Origin of the sequence: Actinomadura rugatobispora (genome assembly GCF_042656285.1) — a bacterium.
Classification (GTDB): Bacteria; Actinomycetota; Actinomycetes; order Streptosporangiales; family Streptosporangiaceae; genus Spirillospora; species Spirillospora rugatobispora.
Genome location: NZ_JBHSON010000004.1, coordinates 205,149 through 221,491 on the forward strand (window position 1 = coordinate 205,149; position 16,343 = coordinate 221,491).

A 16,343-nucleotide genomic window follows, 5' to 3' on the forward strand; every position below is an offset into this window, starting at 1 on the left:
TGCCTCACTCGTTCAGGAAGTTCTTCTCGTAGGCGCGCACGAACTTGGCGCCCTGCTTGCCCATGCCGTCGGCGGCCTCCGAGGCGCGCTTGAGCCGCTTGGCGACCCGGTGCGCCTTCACCCGCACGTCCAGGCCGAGCAGCCACCACTGGCCGTGCAGGCTCGCCATCGCGGCCTCGGCGTCCCCGGCGGCGAGCTCGAACTCGAACGCCCACCGCTGGCCCAGCGACTCCAGTTCCTCGCCGTAGCGGGCGAACGCCTCGCCGAGCGAACCGCGGAACTCGATCTCCGACAGTTCGGTGATGTTGCGGCGGGCCATCTCAGCGGGCCTCCTCGTCGGTGCGGATGGTGATGGCACCGAGGTAGCCGGCGCGGTACTCGGCGGCGAGCACCTGGCCTAGGCGGCGGACCCGGGGCGACAGGGGGCCGATCCCGAGGACTGCGGTGGCGAGGTGGTCGGCTGCGGTGGCGAGGCAGCCGAGGACCGCGGCGGCGCCTCGTACGGTGGCGCGGACCTTGTGCCAGCGCGCTCGGACCGCGCTGTAGCGGCGAGGACTGGAGTCGAAGCGCATCAGGACTCACCGGCCCGCGTTGCCAGCGCCCTGCCGTTGGTCAGCGGGCCGGTCAGACCCCACTCGGGACCCGACTCCCCGCCCAGGTCCCAGCCCTCCGCGGCCGACGCCTCAACGGCGGGGGTGGGCACCTGATCGGAGTCCTGGGTTCGGACCTGGAGGTCCGGCCCCTCGGAATGCGAGGTCCGGATCACCTTCCCGATCGCATTGGCGCGGGCCTTGGCGATCCTGAGTCGCTCCGCCAAGTCCTCGTTCCGCATATGCGTCCCCACCTGCTCGAAGTGGTGCCGCGCCAGCCCGATCGCCTGCGCGAAAACCTCCGCCGGAACCCCGTCGGGACGCAGCGAGTCCTGGAGGTCCCAGATGAGGTCCCACCGGTTCGGCTCGGGCGCCGCAGAGTCCTCGGCCGGGACCTCCCCGGACCCCGCCCCCTCGACGGGGTCCGGGGAGGGCGTGGCGGTCAGTTCGGCGAGGGCCTCGCGGACCCACGCTCTGACCGCGTCCTGTGTGTCGAGTCCCAGCAGGACTGAGGAGGGGATCTGTCCGGTCGCGAGCTGGTGCCGCAGCGTGAGAGGGACCTTGCGGCGGGCGGTGATCCAGTACTGCTTGCCGTAGTGCGCCGTGAGGACGGTCCTGGCGTGCAGGATCGCGGACTCGCGGGTCAGCGCCTCGCTGTAGGAGGTGATCTCCCACAGCACCATGCGGCGCCACAGGCGGGCCGTGCGGATCGGGGACAGAGCCCACCGGGACAGGCGGATCTTGCCCATGCGGGTCGAATCGTCGTCCCGCAGGTGCCGGGCCGCCTCGAAGATGATGACCGCGACCAGGATGACAATGGCGTGCAGGGCCCGGTCGGTGCGGTCGCCGTCGGTGACGGCGTAGTTGGCCAGCACGGTCCCGGCGGTGAGCACCCACGCCGAGGTGCGCAGGAATGCCGATGGCCGCAGCCAGTCCAACAGCAGCAGCGCGAAGATGCCCAGGTCCAGGCCGAGAGGGAGGGCGGGGCCCCAGATCCAGCCGTGTTCGCGGGCGTAGCGGGCGAGGTTGGCGAAGCTCGTGGCGGTGCCGCTGGCGAAGACGGCGACGCCGGCGGCGAGGGCGGTGGTGTAGCCGACGTGCCGGCCGGTGACGCGGCGCTTGGTGGGTTCGGTCATTTGCGCATGTCCTTGAGGATCTCGGCGGCCCGGCCGGTCTCGGCCTTGTTGCCGTCCTGGTCGATGGGGCCGTCGTATCCGGCGTCGCGCAGGGCCCGGAACTTGCGGGCCGCCTCGGTGTCCTGGCCGGGCAGTTTCGCCATCGGGGTGATTCCTTCGGTCCGAGGGGCGGCGGGGTTAGAGCGGCAGGTCGGCGACGAGCTGCTGGAGGTCGGCGCGCGTGCGGGAGACCATCAGCCGCTGCTGCCGGTCCTCCAGATCCGCAGGCGTGAGGTGCTCGGAGGCGTAGTAGTACGCGAGGGCGTCGGCGATCGCGTCGCGCTGGGGGCGGCCGATCCGCTCGTCGTCGGCGCCCTGGAGAGCCGTGTAGACGGCCTGGATCGCGGGGTCCCGGCGGGGCTTGGCGAGTGCGCGCTCCATGTGGCGGCGGTGCCAGCCGCGCAGGCCCAGCCATCCGGCGACCGCCCAGCCGCCGATGGGGATCAGCAGCGGCATGGTGGCCTCGGTGGCGAGCAGCACGCCGAGGGTGCCGCCAAGGGCGACCATGCCTCCGATGAGGACCACGCCGAAGACGTGGGGGTTGCGGATCCAGAACGGGTAGGGCGGTTCTTCTGTGACTGTCGGGTAATCGCTACGGTTCGTCATGCGTCGGAAGCTCCGTTTCCGATGAAGTCCCCTGGTCGGCGTTGCAGTCGCACGACCAGGGGGCGTCCTACATTCGGGGCCGCGGCCCCAGGCCACGGGGTTCCGCCCTCCGGCCCTGCCGGACGGGCGCCCGGGGACGCGGCGGTCTCACTCTTCTTCCTGGCCGAACAGCAGCCGGGCCGCCCCCGCGACACCGCCGACCACTTCGTCGAAGACCACGGGCTTTCTTTCGTCCTCGCCCAGGTCGGTTCGGACGCAGTGCCAGCAGTCGTCAGGCAGGAGGCTCAGGATCGCCACGCGCTCGCCCGTGTCGGCGTCCTTGGCGTTGTAGAAGCCTGGCAGCGTTTCGGGGTACGGCTCGAAGAACTCCAGCGTCCGGTCCCAGATCTTGGCGCTGATGGTTCCGCTCATGGCCTGCCTGCCCGCAGCTCGTCGTCGGCGCCCCAGCCGGGCGGGGCAATGGACAGCAGCCGGTGGAGCGCCCGGTCCCGCAGGGCCTCGTCGTTGGAGGTCAAGGCCTGGACCGCCAGGGCCCAGTCGGTGCGCTCGATGGTGGTGTACTCGCCGCGGCCTGGGTCTGATCCCGTGCTGCTGCTCATCGTCGTCTTCCTGGTCAGCGGGGGTTTGGTGGGTGCGTGACCGGAACGGGACGACTTTCCCAGCGTCCCGGCCACGCACCCGCGGGAAGGGCGGACACGGTTGGTGTGGGGCCGCGCCCGCCGAAGGCTTCCGGGTGTCTTCCGTGGGGCCGCCGCGTGCCTGCTTCCCCAAGCCAGATGGCACGCGGCGGCTCCGCGGAAGACACCCACACGGGGCTACAGCCCGGCCGGGCGGTCGACCTTGCGGCCGGCCTCCAGGTGCATCTCCTGCCGCAGCCGCTCCACCAGCGCCGTCGGGCTGTCGGCGTACAGGGTCCGCGACAGGCCGTCCTCCAGCTCCTCCTGCGTGATGGTGCGGTCGCGCGTGGCGTAGAGGACGCCGGTGTCGGAGCACCAGACGCCCCACCCGCCGGTGAGTTCGCGGATCACGCCCTTGAGGAGGTAGGCGAGTCGCTGAGCGCGGTCGTCGGCGTTGGAGATGTCCATCGGCATCGCTGCGGTCTCTGGGGCTGTTGCCTCGGGAACGGTCATGGAGGGATCACTCCTAGTCGCCACACCCGGACAGGGTGCGGCTAGAAGTTCGAGGTCTAGGTACCTCCACAGCATGCACTAGCCCATGCGAAAATACCATAGGCGAATTCGCATAGTCGGATTGGTGGTCCCATGTCCGTATCCACGGGAGGCACAAGTGATGCCGCTACGATCACCCCACCAGCCGCAACGCACGAGGACGCCATGACCGAGCCCAGGCGCAGCCCCACCCTCCGCCGCCGACGCCTGTCAGCGGAACTGACCGCCCTCCGCGAGGGCCGCAGCCTCACCGCCGTCCAGGTCGACAAGCACCTCGGCTGGACACCAGGCAAGCTCGCCCGCATGGAACGCGGCGTCTGGCAACGCCCCAACCCACGCGACATCACCGACCTGCTCGACCTCTACGAAGTCACCGACGAACGCCGCCGCGACTACCTGCTCACCCTCGCCCGGCAAGGACGCGAACGCGGCTGGTGGCACCCCTACCGCGAAATGCTCAGCGAGTCCTACACCACCTACATCGGACTCGAAGCCGAAGCCGCCACCATCCTCAACTTCGAAGCCCTCATGGTCCCCGGCCTCATGCAAACCGAGGACTACGCCCGCACCGTCGTCCTCAACGGGCCACTCGAAGTCACCCAAGAGCAGGTCGACAGCCGCATCGCCGTCCGCAAGGAACGCCAGGAACTCCTCACCCGCGCCCACGACCCGCTCCGCCTGTGGGCCATCCTCGACGAAGCCGTACTACGCAGGCAGGTCGGCGGCCCCGACGTGATGCGCGCCCAACTCCAGCACCTCCTCGACCTGGCCGAGCTCGCCAAGGTCACCGTCCAGGTAGTGCCGTTCACCCGCGGCGCGCACGCCGGATTCGGCGGCCCGTTCGTCATCGTTGAATTCCCCGAACCGCTCGACCCCGATGCCGTCTACTCCGAGAACAACGCGGGCGAGCTGCTCTTGGAGGATCCTGAGGACGTCGCCCGGTTCAAACTCGCCTTCCAACGGCTCGGAGCAGCAGCCCTGAGCCCCGGCGATAGCCTGGCGATGATTGCCGCCATCAAGGCGGAGACCTGACCTGTCCACCCACTACACGAAAGCCAGTACCTATGCCGCACACCCAGCCATCCCAGCCTGCCTGGCGAACCAGCTCCCACTCCGGGCAGTCCGGGCAGTGCGTCGAGGTCGCCGACCTCGGCCAGCGCGTCGGCGTCCGCGACTCCAAGAACCCGGCCGCCGGCGTCCTCGCCGTGAGCCGTGAAGGGTTCGCCGCCCTCGCCGACCGCATCCGCGCCGGCGACCTGTAACACCCAGCCAAGACAGAGCCCCCGGGGATGATGCCAGTTCCCCGGGGGCTCCGCTGTACCTAGTACCTAGCCGCCGCCCACCATACCGACGAGCACCCGCTCACCAAAGACCCTCCTGCTCCCCAACCGGCGCCACATACCCCACCAGCGGAGCACACCGCACCACACACGCAGACACCTCCAAGCCCGTTGAACCAGACCGGCCGACGACCACGTGCTCGGGCACCGAAGCGCGGTCCACGCTGACGAAGGACACGTAGCAGACCACGCAAGCACGGCCGAGGGACTGGGGACCGTTGAGGTCGGGGAACACGTGGCCATCGGCGAGATCAACCGCGGACGGGGAGCGGTTGCTGGGGAGCATCGGGAGCGCCTCCTTGAAGATCAGAGGCGGGCCCAAAAGTCCGCTGACACCTCAGCTACGGATTGTGTAGCTCATGGGTGGTACGGAAATCCTGCGGTCCAGGTCAAACAGATGACAGCCCATGGGTAACAGGAGGAAGATTAAAAGTCCGGAGCTCTGCCAATTGAGCTAGCGACCCTGGGGCTTGCTGATCTTGTGGTGGTCTCTCCCGTCTGGGGTGGGACGGTCGGGTGGCTCCGGACCGTCCGGGTCGGGATCGAGTCTAGAGGGAGGTTGCGGCTCCCTGCATCTCAGTAGTTCCGGTCAGGAGCCGAAACGGAGGGTCAGGCGTTCGATGTCCGGGCCCGCGACCTCGGACGGGGGCTGGCGGCCGATCTGGACGCGGTAGGCGGGGCGGGACGGGACGGCCGCCGCGGGGACCAGGAAGGTGCAGTGGGCCGCGGTCTGGCTGGACGCGTCGCGGGTGGGCTTCTCCGGCATTCCGCTGCCCAGCTTTCCGGCCGCCAGCGTCCTGCCGTCCGGGTCCCTGATCACGATGGGGGCGCCCTCGACGATGTCGGCGAAGCGTCCCCCGCCGGTGCAGGTGCCCGGGTCCCAGCTGAATCCCTTGGTGTCGGTGATCGTCACCTTGCCGGAGAGGCTGCGGGGCGGGGGTTCGGGGGAGGAGCGGAGGCCCGCGTACACCAGCGCGGCCACCAGGGCGAGGGCGATCGCGGTCGTGCCGATGGCGATTCGGCGGTGCAAAGGGCCCCCCTTGGTGGACGAACCGCATCATGCCACGGAGATGCGGACGGGGAGGTGTTTGAGGCCGTTCTGGAAGTTCGAGGTCAGGCGGGTCGGAGGTCCTGTTCTTTCGATGTGGAGTGGGAGCAGTTCGCGGAAGACCGCGCGCATCTGGACGCGGGCCAGGTGGGCGCCGAGGCAGAAGTGGGGGCCGAAACCGAAGCTGACGTGGTCGTTGGGCGTGCGGGCGATGTCGAAGGTGTCGGGGGCGGGGAATACGGTTTCGTCGCGGTTGGCGGAGGCGTGGTATACGACGACCTTGTCGCCTGCCCTGATGTCCTGTCCGGCGAGATTCAGGTCCTGGGTGGCGGTGCGGCGGAAGTCCATGACCGGGGGCCAGTAGCGGAGCATCTCCTCTATGGCCGAGGGGAGGAGTTCCGGGTTTTCGCGGAGGCGGGAGAACTGGTCGGGGTGGTCCAGGAGGGTGAGGAGGCCGCCCGGGATTCCGTTGCGGAGGGTCTCGTTTCCCGCGACGGCGAAAAGGAAGAACATGTTCTCGAATTCGGCGTCGGTCAGGCCGCCTGAGAGCATGCGCGACATCACGTCGTCGCCCGGTTTCTGGCGTTTGGCGTCGGCCAGGGCGTGGGCGTAGGCGAACATGTCGCGGAGGGCGGCGGGTGAGCGGGGGTTCACCGGGCCTCGCAGGGTGGGGGTCTGCTTCACGGCGGCGCGGCCCATGGGGCTGAGGGATTCGGCGGCGGCCGTGGAGAGGCCCGCGTACTCGTCGTCCTGGTAGCCGATGACGCGCGATGCCCAGTCGTAGAGCAGGCGGCGGTCCTGCGAGGGGACGCCCATGATGTGCGCCAGCGTCCAGACGGGCAGGTCGGCGACCACGTCGACGAAGTCGAGCTCGCCGCGGGCGGAGCCGATCAGTGCGCGGGCGCGGTCCTCGATCGTGGACTCCAGCGCCCGCACGGCCCGGGGCGTGAACGCGGCGGCGACGATGCGGCGCAGCCGGGAATGGCCGGGCGGGTCCTGGTTGAGCATCATCGACCGGACGAACTCCAGGTCCGCGGGCGTGTCGGGGTCGCGGAGCTGGGTGGCGCCGAGGTGGGAGGAGAACAGTTCCGGGGTGCGGAGGACGTGCTTGACGTCGGCGTGCCGGAAAACCGCCCAGTAGCCGGGGCCGGGCGGCCAGGGGCCCACGGCGGGCTCGGGGATCCGGCAGACCGGGGACTCCGCGCGGAGGCGCCGGAACGTTCCGTACGGGACGCCCGTTGCGTAGGTGGCGGGCAGATAGATCTCCTCACGCATGGCTCCAGCGTGCATCATGGCGAGGTGACGGTGAAGGCCGAGGACGGCGACAGGATTCTCCGGGACAACTTCGCACCGTGGGTGCTCGACCTGGGCCTGCGGGTCGAGGAGGTCGGTGATCGGCGGGCGGTGCTGCGGCTGCCGTGGTCGGACCGGCTGGCCCGGGAGGGCGGCGGGATGTCGGGGCAGGCGCTGATGGCGGCGGCCGACACGGCGACGGTGATCGCGGTGTCGGGGGCCCGGGACGGGTTCGTGCCGATGACGACCGTGCAGCAGAGCACCACGTTCCAGCGGCCCGTCGTGGGCAGGGACGTGCTGGTGGCGGTGCGGATCACCAAGCTGGGCCGGACGCTGGCCTTCGCCGACGTCACGATGACGGCGGAGGGCGAGGACGAGCCCGCCGCGCACGCCACCACCGTGTACGCGATCATGGGTTGATCTGGAGGAGATGTCGTTGACTCGTACCGAGTCGGTCGCTGTGGCGGACGGCGAGTTCGCTCTGCACGTCTGGACTCCGGAGGGAGGGGCCGGCGGGCCGGGGATCCTGCTCGTCCAGGAGGTCTACGGCATCGGCGCCTATATGAAGGCGGTCGCGGAAGACCTGGCCGCGCTGGGGTACGTGGTGGCCGCGCCCGACCTGTTCTGGCGGCTCCAGCCGGGATGGGCCGCCGCGCACGATGACGAGGGCCTGCAGAAGTCCATCGAGTTGTCTTCGGGGTTCGACCCTGTGAAGGGGCTCGAAGACCTGGAGGCGTCGCTGGCGCGTCTGCGGAAGCTTCCTGAGATGACGGGTCCGGTCGGGCTCCTGGGCTTCTGCTTCGGGGGCACGTTCGCCTACCTGCTCGGCGCGCGCGCTGACGATGTCTCGGCGGTGGTGTCGTTCTACGGGTCGGGCGTTCCCGACCAGTTGGAGTTGCTCGACAGCATCCAGTGCCCGTTGCAGTTCCACTTCGGTGGCTCCGACCCCTACATCCCTCGCGAGAAGGTCGCGGCCGTGGAAAAGGCCGTCGCAGGGCGCGCGAACGTGGACATGCACGTCGAGGAAGACGCGGGCCACGCGTTCCACAACCGCAAGGCCCCGATGTTCTACAACCCTGAGCCGGCCGCGCGCGCTTGGCGCCGTACCGAGGAGTTCCTGGCCCGCCACCTCCCTACCCGGTAGCGGCCCAGGCGGGGAGGGGTTCGCACGTGGCCAGCCAGGCCGCGGGCAGCCCTTGGACGCCCACGCGTGCGGCGACGATTCCACCGACGATCGCGCACGTGGTGTCGACGTCCCCGCCCGCGGCGGAGGTCGTCCAGAAGGCGCCCTCGTAGTCGTCCAGATGCAGGGACGCGGCCCACAGGGTGTACGGCACCGTGTCGTGGGCCGCGACCTGCCGGCCGTTGCCCAGCACGGACGCGGCCGTGCCCGGGTCGCGGATGGTCAGCAGGCGTCTGGCCTCGGTGATGCCTTGGCGCACGCGGGTTTCGGGGACGTGGTCCAGCACTCCGTCCAGGAACACGCCGGGTGCGAGGCGTCCAGGGGTGGAGGCCGCGATCGCCGCGGCCGCTGCGATGGCGACGGTGCCCGCGACGGCTTCGGGGTGCGGGTGCGTGACGGTGGCGGACAGTTCCGCCTGGCGGGCCGCCTCCGCCGGGTCTTCGGCGTACCAGGCCCCGAGCGGGGCGACGCGCATCGCGGCGCCGTTCCCCCAGGAGCCCTGCCCGTCGAACGGCTCGCGTGACAGCTCGCGCCAGTCGCCGCCTTCCCGCACGAGGCGCAACAACCGGTTCGTGGACGGCCCGTAGCCCCGGTCGAAGTCGTGGTGGCGCGCGAAGCTCGCCGCCAGGGCGTCCTGGTCGACGCGCCCGTGCCGCTCCAGGACGTGCACCACGGAGCAGGCCATCTCGGTGTCGTCGGTCCACTGCCAGGGCGACCCGTCGGGCGGTGTGCGTGATTCGAAGGCGGCACGGTGGGCGGGGACGAAGAACTGCGAGCCGAGGGCGTCCCCCAGCGCCAGCCCCAGCAGCGAGGCGCGGGCGCGCTCGCGTGGATCGGAGAGCGGCATCGTGGCCATTGTGCAGGATCAGCGGGCCGCGGCGGGCTCCAGGTCGTCGCGCAGCCGCGACAGCTCCTTGCGGGACGACACGCCGAGCTTCGGATACGCCTTGTAGAGGTGGTACTCGACGGTCCGGGGGCTGAGGAACAGCTGGGCGGCGATCTCGCGGCTGCTGACGCCGTCCGCGGCCAGCCGGACGACCTGGAGCTCCTGCGGGGTGAGCCGGTCGAGCGGGTCGGGGGCGGCGTCCCGCCGGGGCCCGCCGGCCGCGGCGCCGCTCTCGCCGGTCGCGCGGAGCTCGGCGCGGGCGCGCTCGGCCCACGGCGCGGCCCGCAGCCGCTCGAAGGTCTCCAGGGCGGAGCGCAGCGGGACGCGGGCGTCCGAGCGGCGGCGCGCCCGGCGCAGCCACTCGCCGTACAGCAGCTCGGTGCGGGCCTTCTCGAACGGCCGCCCGCCACGCCCGGCGGGACCGGCCTCGCGGGCGGCCCGTTCGTGCAGCTCCAGGGCACGCTCGTACAGGCCCAGGGCCCGCTCGTACGGTTCGCGCTCGGTGTCGCTCAGCAGCGCCTCGCAGCGCAGCGCGACGGCCCCCGCCCAGCTCTGCCGGCCCGCGTCGGCCCAGGCGCGGAGGCGGTCGTGGGCGGAGCGGGCGCGGTCGGGAAGGGCCGCGCGGACGGCCGCCTCCACCTGGTCGGCGGCCGAGATCATGATGTCGGCGGTGGGACGGTGCGGGTCGAGCCCGATCCGCTCCAGCCGCCGCAGCGCGTCGTCGTACCGGCCCAGGCCCAGGTCGAGCAGGCCGAACGCGCCGGTGAGGGCGTCGTCGGGGCCGGGCGCGGCGGCGGCGAGCTCCTCCAGCCGGCCCTGGTCGCCCTCGATCGCGGCGATCCTGGCCAGGACGAGGCCGAGCCGTCCGGCGCGCCGCTGGAAGCCGGTGTCGCGGGCGAGGGCGATCGCCTCGGCCGCGGTCGCCTCCGCGTCCTGGTGCCGTCCGGTGGCGAGCTGCGCCTGGGCCAGACCCTCCAGGACGCCCGGCAGCGCGCCGGCCATGCCGTGCCGACGGCAGTGGGCGGCCTCGGCGGAGGCCAGTTCCAGGGCGGCGTCGTCGTCCCCGACGATCAGGGCGGCGAGCGTGACCTGGACGGCGCGGACCCGGTCGTCCACGGAGGCGCGGACGGCGGCCGGGGACGCGTTCGCGCCGGCGCGGGCCGCGGCGACGGCCTCGGCTAGCAGCGGCAGCCCTTCGGCGTAGTCGCCGCTGATGAGCCGCGCCATCCCCTGGACGGCCCTGTCGGTGGACGGGAGCAGCTTGGCGGCCTGGCAGAGCACGGACGTCTCCCCGCCCATCCAGGCGTAGGCGGCCGCGGTGCGCAGGACCGCGGTACGGTCCTCGGCCGCGCCGTCCGAGGCCGCGCCGCCGTCCGAGGCCGCCGTGCCCCCCGTGCCGGCGGGGCCGGGCGTCCAGGCGCGGGCGGCGTGGTCGGCCAGCATCCTCGCCGCGGCGCGCGGGTCGCCGCGCTCGAACTCGACCGCCGCGCGGACCTGGACCAGCCGGGCGTGCTCGGCGGGGTCGTCGGTGAGGCGTTCGGCCATGTGGACGAGTTCCTCGGTGTCCTCGACCGCCCCGGCCTGCAGGGTCGCGCCGGCCGCCGCGCCCAGCCGGCGGGCCCGCTCGCGCGGATCGGGGGTGAGGTCGGCGGCCTGCCGGTAGAGCCGGGCGGCGGTGCCGAAGCCCGTGCGGTCGCGGGCCCGTTCGGCCGCGCGCTCCAGCCCGGCCGCGACGTCCTCGTCGGGCCGCGTCGCGGCGGCCGCCCGGTGCCGCGCGCCGCACTCGGGCTCCCGCGAGGACTCGGCGAGCGCGCGGTGCGCCTGCAGCCGCCGGGTCAGCGGCGCGCCCTGGTACACCGCGGCCCTGATCAGCGGGTGCCGGAACACGATGGAGCGGCCCCGCACCTCCACCAGCCGGGCCCGTTCCGCCTCGTCCAGGTCGGCGAGGCTCACCCCGAGCCGTTCCGCGGCGCCGAGCGTGCTGGTCAGGTCGCCGCGCCCCTCGGCGGCCACCAGCAGCAGCATCCACTGCGCGGCCTCGGGCAGCCGGGCGATCTGGTCGCGGAACCCGGCGGTCACCCGGTCGGCCAGCGGCAGCGGCGTGGTCTCGTTCGACCGCCGCCCACGCGCCGCGCCGAACTCGATGAGCGCGAGCGGGTTTCCGGCCGACTCGCGGACGATCCGGTCGCGGAGGGCGGGCGGGACGTCGCCGTGCTGGGCCAGGACCCGTTCGGAGTCGGCGGGGCCGAGCCGTTCCAGGGGCATCTCTTCCAGGCCGCGGGCCTCGAAGCCTTCGTCACGGGCGGCGAACAGCATCACCACGCCCTCGGCCGCCAGCCGCCTGGCCGCGAACAGCAGCGCCTCGGACGAGGCGGTGTCGAGCCACTGCGCGTCGTCGATGAGGCAGAGCACCTGCCCTCCCTCGGCGAGGTCGGCCAGAAGGGTGAGGACGGCCAGCCCGACGGTGAAGCGGTCCTGCCCGCGCGTGCCTCCCCCGTTCTCACGTGCCCCGTTCTCGGTTTCTGTGGGCGTGGTGAGGCCGAGGGCGCCGCGCAGGGCGGTGCGCTGGGGCTCGGGGAGGGAGTCCAGGCGGTCCCGTACGGGCCAGAGCAGCTGGTTCAGCCCCGCGAAGACGATGTCCTCTTCGGTCTCGTACCCGGTGACGCGCAGCAGCCACAGCCCTCCCATACCGCCGCAGTCGCCGTCGGCGGGGCACTGCGTGCCCGTCCAGGGGCCGTGCTGGACGACCCAGTCGAGCAGTGCCGACTTGCCGATGCCGGTCTCGCCGCGCACGACCAGGGCACGGCTGCGCCGCAGATCCCGCGCCTGGGAGATGGCCCGCGTGATCTGAGCCTGTTCCGCTTCACGCCCGTAGAGCACCCTTCAAAACTACGGGGCCGACTACGGAAACCGTACGGATTCGGTGGGCGCGTTTCCCTCCGTACCTTCGAGCCCAGGCAGAACGCCCCGCGTCTCGACCTTTTGCACTGGGAGCACGTCATGAAGGAACTGTTCGAGCCCGTGAACGTCGGCAAGCTGGAGCTGCCCAACCGCGTCTTCATGGCTCCGATGACACGGAGCCGCGCGCCGGAGGCCGGCCAGGTGACCGAGCTGACCGTCGAGTACTACACGCAGCGCGCCGGGGCCGGATTGATCATCACTGAGGCCACCCAGCCGAGCGAGATCGGCCAAGGGTACATATGGACGCCCGGGTTGCACTCTGCGGAGCAGGTCGCCGCCTGGCGCAAGGTGACCGACGCCGTACACGCCAAGGGCGGGCGCATTTTCGTCCAGCTCATGCATTCGGGACGGGTCGGCCACCCCGTCCTCTACCCGGACGGGGCCCTGCCGTTGGCCCCGTCCCCGATCGCCTCGGGCGTGCAGCTGTTCACCCCTGAGGGCATGCTGGACCAGCCCGAGCCGCGTGAGATGACCGTGGACGACATCGCGCAGACGGTCGAGGACTTCGCCGCGGCCGCCCGCAACGCCATCGACGCGGGTTTCGACGGTGTGGAGCTGCACGGCGCCAACGGCTACCTCATCAACCAGTTCCTGGCCGACGGCACCAACCGCCGTACCGACGCCTACGGCGGCAGCGTCCCCAACCGGATCCGGTTCCCCGTGGAGGCCGCGCGGGCCGTGGCCGAGGCCGTCGGCTCCGAACGCGTCGGCTTCCGCGTCTCCCCGGGGACCACCGCCAACAACATCTCCGAGAGCGACCCGGCCGAGGTGTACACGGCGTTGCTGCGCGAGCTCACTCCGCTGGAGCTGGCGTACGTCCACATCATGGAGATGGGGAACAGGGAGCTGACCAAGCGGCTGAGGGCCGAGTGGCCCGGGACGCTCCTGCTCAACCCGCACCCGACCCCGGACGCCTTCCCGTCCCGCCCCGAGCACGGGGTGGAGGCGCTGCGGGACGGCGTCGCGGACGCGGTGGTGTTCGGCGAGTTGTGGCTGGCCAACCCCGACCTGCCCGCCCGCATCAAGGCCGACGGCCCGTACAACAAGGCCGACCAGGAGAGCTACTACGGCGGGGACCACCGCGGTTACACCGACTACCCCACCCTGGAAGAGGCCGTAGGAGCCTGAGCTCGGCACCGCGACGGGGGCACGGAGGCGCGCCGTGGGGATCGGGGGGGCCACGGGGGGCCTCCGCGGCGTGTTCCGGTGACCTCAGTAGCCGGGACGGACGGCCCCGCTGAAGTTCCGCTTGTAGTAGCCGTTGAGCTTGATCTTCTTGACCCGCTTGCCCGAGCTGGGGGCGTGGATCATGTACCCGTTCCCGACGTAGACGCCCATGTGGCTCTTGCCGGAGTAGAAGAACAGCAGGTCACCCTTGACGGCGCCCTTCCAGGACACCTTGTGCTTGACGGCCTTGTAGATCTGCGTGGTCGTCCGGGGCAGCTTCACGCCCGCCTTGCGCCACGAGCCGCCGGCCAGCCCCGAGCAGTCCCACGAGCCCGGACCGGTGCCGCCGTAGCGGTAGGGGTCGCCGATCTGCTTGTAGGCGTAGGAGACGGCGTTGGCCGCACGCTGCTTCTGCTTGGCCTTGCGCGCCTGGGAGACCTTGGCCTGTGCGCTCACCAGGGCCACCTGCTGCGGAGCGGCCGCGGTACGGGCCGGCGGCGCGGCGGCCGCGGTCACGGGGCCGGCGGCCAGCAGCGAGACCCCCAGCGCCGACGTCGCGGTCAGCGCGATGCCACCGGTGAACGGCACGGTCTTGAAGGAGGCTCGGGTCTTCGAGGGGTTGCTGGTCTTCGAGGGGTTACGGGACGTACTCAGGACGGCTCCTGACCTCGCGGGTGGTGCCTACCGGGCAGCCCTCACCGCGGGCGGGGCTCCGCCCGGCGGTGTGTGACTGCGGCGCTTTCCGGCACGGCGATGCCCCGGGGGGATGTCGAGGGGCGGCGCAGGCCTTGGGCGCTCTCCGGCTCCGTGCTTCTCGTCTGCACGGACGCGGCCGGCCGTGCGCGCGGGGGGTTGCGTGGCGGCGGTGCGTCTCGAGACCCATGTGCTTGTCCGGGACCCGGGTGCCCTGCCGCGTTCGCGCGACGGCGTGGATGTTCTGTTATCTGGGGCGGCGCCTGTGCCGCTTCGGAACGGCATGAAGGTAGCCACGGATCTCGGCGCCCGGCAAATCTCGGGGAGATCAACCGGGGTGGACAGCTGTCCGAAAGATCTGCGACATAAGCGCACTGCCAGCACTTTTTCCGGTTCGTTCCTGGAAAAAGTGATCTGAGTCACTATTGCCGCACAATGCCGTTCAGACCCTTGCCAACTGGTAACCCGAGCCTGTCCGGGACCCCGTTTCGACGGTGATTGGCGGCGATTCGAACCCGCGCCTCCGGCCTACCGGACGGGGAATGGGATGGTCACTTCCGGTTATTGTCCTTATACATTCCGGTGACCACATTTAGCGATCTGTGATGATCGACACATTGGCCGCGCCGAGATCGGAGGCCGAAACGGATTATCGCCTTCCGGATATGGACATCTGGCGGCCCTTGACAGAACCCCCTCCCGGACATGTGATCCAAATCACATCCCTGTCGCTCCCGGAGGGAGAACCCGTGTTCGGTAAGGCCGGTCGAGCGCACGGGGCAGGGCACGTCCCGCTCCCGCGCTCCGTCCTCGTCAGGATCCTGTCCATCGCCTCCGCCGCCGCCCTCACGGCGGTCTCCCCCGCCGGGGCCGCCGAGGCCGCGGGTCCGGCGGTGGCCAAGTTCCCCTCCGGCTTCATGTGGGGGGTGTCCACCTCGGGCTTCCAGTCGGAAGGCTCGTATCCCGACAGCAACTGGACCCGGTACGTCCAGAGGAAGGCGGCCGGGGTCAAGGACCCCTACCGCGACTCCGTGGACTTCCGGCACCGCTACCCCGGAGACGTCCGGCTCGCCCGGGGGCTCGGCGCCAACGTCTTCCGCGCCTCCCTCGAATGGGCCCGGATCGAGCCGCGCCGCGGCGTTCGCGACCAGCGGGAACTGGCCTACTACGACGACCTCGTCCGCCGGATCAGGGCCGCCGGCATGCGCCCCATGCTCACCCTCGACCACTGGGTCCACCCGGGCTGGGTGGCCGACCAGGGCGCCTGGGACAACGCGCGCACCCCGTCCGACTGGCTCCGGCACGCGCGGTCCATGGTCGAGCGGTACCGCGGCCAGGGCGTCATCTGGATCACCTTCAACGAGGCGAGCCAGTACATCTACCACGAGACGATGTCGCGCCCCCTGAACCCCGTCCAGCTGGTCACCATGCGGAACGCGCTGATCCGGACGCACCGCGCCGCCTACGACATGATCCACCGGGTCGACCCCGGGGCGCCGGTGTCCAACAACGTGGCCTACGGCTCGGTGCTCAACGGGCTGTTCGACGCCGCGCTGTTCAACGACGTCACCGACAAGATCGACTTCATCGGGATCGACTACTACTACGGGGCGAGCCTGGAGAACGTCACCGCCGTCCACTCCCTCACCGGCGAGTTCTGGCGGATCGACCCCGAGCCCGACGGGCTGTACCACGTGCTGAAGAACTACCAGCGCCGGCTGCCGCACCTCCCCGTCTACATCGTGGAGAACGGCATGCCGTCAGACGGCGGCAGGCCCCGTCCCGACGGCTACACCCGCGCGGACCACATCCGCGACCACCTCTACTGGGTGCAGCGCGCCCTCGCCGAGGGGGTGAAGGTGATCGGCTACAACCACTGGAGCCTGACCGACAACTACGAGTGGGGCGGCTACCGGCCGCGGTTCGGCCTCTACCGGGTGGACGTGCTCACCGACCCGGCGCTGGAGCGCAGGCCCACCGAGGGCGTCGCCGCCTACCGGTCGCTGATCGCGAACCGGGGCGTGCCGTCCGGGTACGTGCCGGTGCGCCGCCCCGCGTGGTGCTCGATCGAGGACCCGGTCGCGACCTGCTTCGGCCGGACGCCCGCCCCGCCCGCCCCGTACCGCGCCCTGTACTGATCGAGGAATGACCGAAAAGGGAGAGAATCTCCCACCTCCACGCTATGGAATGAATATCATTTTCGTGCAAGCCTGGTCCCTGACCGATCGCACG

20 protein-coding genes are annotated in these 16,343 nt (G+C 71.3%); 7 read left to right on the forward strand and 13 right to left on the reverse strand.

Translation table 11 applies throughout. The features are described from left to right. Window positions 1–4: 4 nt before the first annotated feature. The 8 genes from ACFPZN_RS04450 to ACFPZN_RS04485 all read right to left on the reverse strand — a co-directional run bounded on the left by ACFPZN_RS04450 (window position 5) and on the right by ACFPZN_RS04485 (window position 3,501). On the reverse strand, window positions 5–319 hold the full coding sequence (locus ACFPZN_RS04450) for a hypothetical protein (RefSeq protein ID WP_378280380.1): 315 nt from the start codon (window positions 317–319) through the stop codon (window positions 5–7). 1 nt (window position 320) lies between these two features. Next, a complete protein-coding gene (locus tag ACFPZN_RS04455) occupies window positions 321–572 on the reverse strand; it encodes a hypothetical protein (protein ID WP_378280381.1) in 252 nt (83 codons plus the stop codon). Then, entirely contained in the window at window positions 572–1,726 is a 1,155-nt protein-coding gene (locus ACFPZN_RS04460) for a DUF2637 domain-containing protein (protein WP_378280382.1), read from the reverse strand. The genes ACFPZN_RS04455 and ACFPZN_RS04460 overlap by 1 nt, the downstream gene beginning before the upstream one ends. Then, a complete protein-coding gene (locus ACFPZN_RS04465; RefSeq protein WP_378280383.1) occupies window positions 1,723–1,869 on the reverse strand; it encodes a hypothetical protein in 147 nt (48 codons plus the stop codon). The genes ACFPZN_RS04460 and ACFPZN_RS04465 overlap by 4 nt, the downstream gene beginning before the upstream one ends. A 34-nt stretch (window positions 1,870–1,903) precedes the next feature. Then, entirely contained in the window at window positions 1,904–2,371 is a 468-nt protein-coding gene (locus ACFPZN_RS04470) for a DUF1707 SHOCT-like domain-containing protein (RefSeq protein ID WP_378280385.1), read from the reverse strand. 147 nt (window positions 2,372–2,518) lie between these two features. After that, a complete protein-coding gene (locus ACFPZN_RS04475) occupies window positions 2,519–2,782 on the reverse strand; it encodes a hypothetical protein (RefSeq protein WP_378280387.1) in 264 nt (87 codons plus the stop codon). Further along, window positions 2,779–2,970 (reverse strand): hypothetical protein, encoded by a 192-nt coding sequence (locus ACFPZN_RS04480; protein WP_378280389.1) that lies wholly within the window; start codon window positions 2,968–2,970, stop codon window positions 2,779–2,781. The genes ACFPZN_RS04475 and ACFPZN_RS04480 overlap by 4 nt, the downstream gene beginning before the upstream one ends. 216 nt (window positions 2,971–3,186) lie before the next feature. Next, entirely contained in the window at window positions 3,187–3,501 is a 315-nt protein-coding gene (locus ACFPZN_RS04485) for a hypothetical protein (RefSeq protein ID WP_378280391.1), read from the reverse strand. 204 nt (window positions 3,502–3,705) lie between these two features. Here ACFPZN_RS04485 and ACFPZN_RS04490 point away from each other — a divergent pair, with 204 nt between their 5' ends. Both ACFPZN_RS04490 and ACFPZN_RS04495 read left to right on the forward strand, forming a co-directional pair. Next, window positions 3,706–4,572, forward strand: a complete 867-nt coding sequence (locus tag ACFPZN_RS04490) for a helix-turn-helix domain-containing protein (RefSeq protein ID WP_378280393.1) — start codon at window positions 3,706–3,708, stop codon at window positions 4,570–4,572. Window positions 4,573–4,604: 32 nt separating this feature from the next. Beyond that, a complete protein-coding gene (locus tag ACFPZN_RS04495; RefSeq protein WP_378280395.1) occupies window positions 4,605–4,802 on the forward strand; it encodes a DUF397 domain-containing protein in 198 nt (65 codons plus the stop codon). A gap of 667 nt (window positions 4,803–5,469) precedes the next feature. Here the strand turns inward: ACFPZN_RS04495 and ACFPZN_RS04500 are convergent. Together ACFPZN_RS04500 and ACFPZN_RS04505 are read right to left on the reverse strand one after the other, a co-directional pair. Beyond that, window positions 5,470–5,910, reverse strand: a complete 441-nt coding sequence (locus ACFPZN_RS04500; protein ID WP_378280397.1) for a hypothetical protein — start codon at window positions 5,908–5,910, stop codon at window positions 5,470–5,472. Between the two features lie 27 nt (window positions 5,911–5,937). Next, window positions 5,938–7,203: a cytochrome P450 gene (locus tag ACFPZN_RS04505; RefSeq protein WP_378280399.1), complete on the reverse strand. Its 1,266-nt coding sequence runs from the start codon at window positions 7,201–7,203 to the stop codon at window positions 5,938–5,940. Window positions 7,204–7,227: 24 nt separating this feature from the next. On the opposite strand from ACFPZN_RS04505, the gene ACFPZN_RS04510 reads away from it, so the two are divergent. Both ACFPZN_RS04510 and ACFPZN_RS04515 read left to right on the forward strand, forming a co-directional pair. Further along, a complete protein-coding gene (locus tag ACFPZN_RS04510; RefSeq protein WP_378280400.1) occupies window positions 7,228–7,641 on the forward strand; it encodes a PaaI family thioesterase in 414 nt (137 codons plus the stop codon). 16 nt (window positions 7,642–7,657) lie between these two features. Next, a complete protein-coding gene (locus tag ACFPZN_RS04515; RefSeq protein WP_378280402.1) occupies window positions 7,658–8,365 on the forward strand; it encodes a dienelactone hydrolase family protein in 708 nt (235 codons plus the stop codon). On the opposite strand, the gene ACFPZN_RS04520 is transcribed toward ACFPZN_RS04515, so the two are convergent. Together ACFPZN_RS04520 and ACFPZN_RS04525 are read right to left on the reverse strand one after the other, a co-directional pair. Next, window positions 8,355–9,251 carry an ADP-ribosylglycohydrolase family protein gene (locus ACFPZN_RS04520; protein WP_378280403.1) on the reverse strand — a complete coding sequence of 299 codons (897 nt, stop codon included), beginning with the start codon at window positions 9,249–9,251 and terminating at the stop codon, window positions 8,355–8,357. The two genes, ACFPZN_RS04515 and ACFPZN_RS04520, sit on opposite strands and share 11 nt — an antisense overlap. An 18-nt stretch (window positions 9,252–9,269) precedes the next feature. After that, complete coding sequence (locus ACFPZN_RS04525; RefSeq protein ID WP_378280405.1) at window positions 9,270–12,170, reverse strand: LuxR C-terminal-related transcriptional regulator; 2,901 nt, start codon at window positions 12,168–12,170, stop codon at window positions 9,270–9,272. Between the two features lie 120 nt (window positions 12,171–12,290). On the opposite strand from ACFPZN_RS04525, the gene ACFPZN_RS04530 reads away from it, so the two are divergent. Further along, a complete protein-coding gene (locus tag ACFPZN_RS04530; protein WP_378280407.1) occupies window positions 12,291–13,379 on the forward strand; it encodes an alkene reductase in 1,089 nt (362 codons plus the stop codon). An 84-nt stretch (window positions 13,380–13,463) separates the two neighbouring features. Here ACFPZN_RS04530 and ACFPZN_RS04535 read toward each other — a convergent pair whose 3' ends face one another. After that, on the reverse strand, window positions 13,464–14,006 hold the full coding sequence (locus ACFPZN_RS04535) for a C40 family peptidase (RefSeq protein WP_378280409.1): 543 nt from the start codon (window positions 14,004–14,006) through the stop codon (window positions 13,464–13,466). Window positions 14,007–14,283: 277 nt separating this feature from the next. On the opposite strand from ACFPZN_RS04535, the gene ACFPZN_RS04540 reads away from it, so the two are divergent. Together ACFPZN_RS04540 and ACFPZN_RS04545 are read left to right on the forward strand one after the other, a co-directional pair. Next, a complete protein-coding gene (locus ACFPZN_RS04540; protein ID WP_378280411.1) occupies window positions 14,284–14,529 on the forward strand; it encodes a hypothetical protein in 246 nt (81 codons plus the stop codon). A gap of 331 nt (window positions 14,530–14,860) precedes the next feature. Next, window positions 14,861–16,249 carry a family 1 glycosylhydrolase gene (locus tag ACFPZN_RS04545; protein ID WP_378280413.1) on the forward strand — a complete coding sequence of 463 codons (1,389 nt, stop codon included), beginning with the start codon at window positions 14,861–14,863 and terminating at the stop codon, window positions 16,247–16,249. The last annotated feature ends 94 nt before the right edge of the window (window positions 16,250–16,343 follow it).

Bases quoted from the DNA above. Each gene is read 5' to 3' on its own strand.
- ACFPZN_RS04495 (WP_378280395.1), top strand. From the start codon at position 4,605: ATGCCGCACACCCAGCCATCCCAGCCTGCCTGGCGAACCAGCTCCCAC.
- ACFPZN_RS04465 (WP_378280383.1), bottom strand. From the start codon at position 1,869: ATGGCGAAACTGCCCGGCCAGGACACCGAGGCGGCCCGCAAGTTCCGG.
- ACFPZN_RS04530 (WP_378280407.1), top strand. From the start codon at position 12,291: ATGAAGGAACTGTTCGAGCCCGTGAACGTCGGCAAGCTGGAGCTGCCC.
- ACFPZN_RS04470 (WP_378280385.1), bottom strand. From the start codon at position 2,371: ATGACGAACCGTAGCGATTACCCGACAGTCACAGAAGAACCGCCCTAC.
- ACFPZN_RS04460 (WP_378280382.1), bottom strand. From the start codon at position 1,726: ATGACCGAACCCACCAAGCGCCGCGTCACCGGCCGGCACGTCGGCTAC.
- ACFPZN_RS04450 (WP_378280380.1), bottom strand. From the start codon at position 319: ATGGCCCGCCGCAACATCACCGAACTGTCGGAGATCGAGTTCCGCGGT.
- ACFPZN_RS04485 (WP_378280391.1), bottom strand. From the start codon at position 3,501: ATGACCGTTCCCGAGGCAACAGCCCCAGAGACCGCAGCGATGCCGATG.
- ACFPZN_RS04455 (WP_378280381.1), bottom strand. From the start codon at position 572: ATGCGCTTCGACTCCAGTCCTCGCCGCTACAGCGCGGTCCGAGCGCGC.
- ACFPZN_RS04480 (WP_378280389.1), bottom strand. From the start codon at position 2,970: ATGAGCAGCAGCACGGGATCAGACCCAGGCCGCGGCGAGTACACCACC.
- ACFPZN_RS04490 (WP_378280393.1), top strand. From the start codon at position 3,706: ATGACCGAGCCCAGGCGCAGCCCCACCCTCCGCCGCCGACGCCTGTCA.
- ACFPZN_RS04520 (WP_378280403.1), bottom strand. From the start codon at position 9,251: ATGCCGCTCTCCGATCCACGCGAGCGCGCCCGCGCCTCGCTGCTGGGG.
- ACFPZN_RS04475 (WP_378280387.1), bottom strand. From the start codon at position 2,782: ATGAGCGGAACCATCAGCGCCAAGATCTGGGACCGGACGCTGGAGTTC.
- ACFPZN_RS04505 (WP_378280399.1), bottom strand. From the start codon at position 7,203: ATGCGTGAGGAGATCTATCTGCCCGCCACCTACGCAACGGGCGTCCCG.